A 1005-nucleotide genomic window follows, 5' to 3' on the forward strand; every position below is an offset into this window, starting at 1 on the left:
GTCATGGTCGGTGCCATCCTGGTATCCAGCGTGGCGACGGTCTGGGACGGCATGGCCATCCCGCCTTACGCCTCGGACATCATCCGGGTGGACTGCGCCGGCCGCGATATCCGCCTCGAGAGATTTGCCGAAATGGCCCGGTTCAACATGGGTTCCACGGTTATCCTGCTGCTGCCGGAGGGTTACGAGCTTGATGCCCTCCAGCCACAACAGCAGGTTGTCGTCGGACAACGTATCGGTCGCTGGGTGGGCGCCCCGTTACAGACGTGACGGCGGGCGTCACTTTGTGACGAAAACGTCTTACATTTGACGTATGGGCAGCGTATGCTTCGGGCTTCTGGTGCCCCTCGGGGGAAGGGCCTGGACCGAAGAAGCATCCGTCTAGGGGAAGTCGTCCATGCGTCTCGTCAGCCATCTTATTGCCGTCAATCGCGAAATTCGCCTCCGCAGGCAGCTCGCGGATATCGAACGCGTGGTCCTGGCCCTGCCAGTCCGCACGCATGCCGACCTGCAACAGCTGGTCCGGCGCGAAATGGAGCAGGCAGCCGCCTGTGACTTCCCCCATCTGTACGGCACACCGCCGGAAGAACGCTACAGCACCTACGGGCACGGCCCGGACATCGGCCTGGGCAAAGCCCGGTCGGAAAACCCGCTGATTGCCACCCGTGGCGTGGCCCTGTGGATCGCCTCGGTCTATCACGAGACGCTCGATGCCCGTCGGCCGAACATGGAAGACCTGCATCGGCAGATCCTCCGGCTGATGCGTCAGATCAAGGAGCTCTCGGCTCCCGGCCGCAGYGGCGATGCCAGCGACCGGTGGATGGAACCTCACGCCGTAGCGTGAGGCGCCTGCCGCATCAGCGGCAGACCGGTACGCGGATCGACTGACCCACCCTCAATGCGTGGCCTTTGAGGCCATTGATCTTCGCGATGTCGTCGACATCCGCGCAGCTGCTCTTGCGCGCGATACTGACCAGGGTGTCCCCACGGCGAACCGTGTAGCTC

At 63.7% G+C, this 1005-nt stretch carries 2 protein-coding genes; both read left to right on the top strand.

All coding sequences use genetic code 11. The features are described from left to right. Positions 1-270, top strand: a 270-nt coding sequence (locus AC1DT2_RS24400) for a phosphatidylserine decarboxylase (protein ID WP_477299322.1), incomplete at its 5' end; no start/stop codon positions are given. Between the two features lie 127 nt (positions 271-397). Then, the gene (locus tag AC1DT2_RS24405) at positions 398-844 is read left to right on the top strand and encodes a hypothetical protein (RefSeq protein ID WP_063573830.1); all 447 of its coding nucleotides are present in this window, start codon (positions 398-400) and stop codon (positions 842-844) included. Positions 845-1005 lie beyond the last annotated feature (161 nt).

This window comes from Luteibacter sp. P4_E6 (assembly GCF_056401535.1).